This is a genomic window from Holdemania massiliensis AP2, assembly GCF_000327285.1.
GTDB classification, from domain to species: domain Bacteria; phylum Bacillota_I; class Bacilli_A; order Erysipelotrichales; family Erysipelotrichaceae; genus Holdemania; species Holdemania massiliensis.
The window spans coordinates 1-1,460 of the sequence record NZ_HE998578.1 but is presented as its reverse complement, the minus strand read 5'-3'; the positions used below and the strand labels follow the sequence as shown (position 1 = coordinate 1,460).

The window sequence follows — 1,460 nt, the reverse complement described above, 5'->3', positions numbered from 1 at the left end:
ACTGGGCAAGGATAAAAGCACCATCGGCAAAGAAATCAAATTACACCGCGTCAAATCCTTCTCTATCAGTTATCCGCTTGACTGTTCTTTATTCCCCAAATGCAAAAACAGAAACACTTTCCTCTGCAATCTCCAGTGCCCTTCCTATATCCAGTTCACTTGTAAGCGCAGAGATCGCTCTCCAGGGGCCTGTAACGGTTGTGAGAAGTATTCACGCTGTCACTATGATAAATACAGATACTCTGCTTCGCAGGCGGACAGCGAGTATCGTGACAGCCTTGTCAGTACACGGCTTGGCATCAATGCAACGCTTTCTCAGATCAAGGAACTCGGTCTTTTAATCAAGCCGCTGTTAGCACAGGGGCAGTCCGTCTATGCGATCCTACAAAATCATCCTGAAATCAATCTCACCGAAAAGACGCTTTATCATTATATCGAGGAGGGCGTCTTCCAAAATGCCGGTGTCTCCATTACTTGTATGGATCTTAAACGTCAAGTTCGCAGAAAACTGGCAAAAAAGAAATCGATTGAATATTCCCCAAGGAAAGACCGATCTTACCTGAAGGGAAGGACTCACAAGGAATACACAGAATTTAAGGAAATGAATCCCGATGCCTCCGTTGTTGAAATGGACACGGTTTACAACGACGGTTCCAACGGACCTTTCCTTCAAACATTCAAGTTCATGAAATATGATTTTCTGTTTTGCATTTATCATCATCAGAAGACTTCTCAAACCATGTTGGAAGGCATCCTGCTTTTAGAGTCCATACTTGGAGAACAGATATTCAACGAAGAAGTGATGGTGCTCAAAACGGACAGAGGCAGCGAATTCATTTTAGCAGAACAAGCAGAAATCAGGAAGGATGGAACACGAAGAACAAGACTATTTTATTGCGATCCGATGGCCAGCTGGCAAAAGGGATCTCTCGAAAATATCCACATCCTCATCCGAGATATTTGCCCGAAAGAAACGGACTTATATGCGCTTGGATTGGATTCGCAGGAAAAGGCGAATCGCATCTCATCCCATATCAATTCTTACAGCCGAAAAAAGCTGAACAATAAAACATCGTTCAGCGTTCTCAAATTCTTCAACAAGGAAATGGCCGACAAACTAATCGACCAAGGGTTGACTGAGATCCCACCAGATCAAGTCATCCTAAAACCCTACTTATTGAAGTAATATTCCAAGCATAAAAATAGGCAGCAAGAAGTCTGTAAAGACCAAAAACGAAGTGGAAATAACTCTTTCAGTTGAAAAAAGTGTCTGTTTCCATTAGTTTTTAATGCGCTCATTTTTATGCTTTTTGACATCCATATTATAAACCAAATAGCTAAAACATCATAGATACAAAGATCAAATTCCACAATTTTCGCCTTATTTTATCGCATTTGAAAGACTAAATTCACCTTTTTATTTTCACCTTTCAGAAGTGGAACTTAACTTTTCAATTGAG

Annotated in this window: 1 protein-coding gene; it reads left to right on the top strand. The window is 41.0% G+C overall.

Annotated features, from left to right (window positions below; translation table 11 throughout):
* A partial coding sequence (locus BN162_RS19115) for a hypothetical protein (protein ID WP_020226435.1) occupies positions 1-1,186 on the top strand: 1,186 nt, incomplete at its 5' end.
* Positions 1,187-1,460 lie beyond the last annotated feature (274 nt).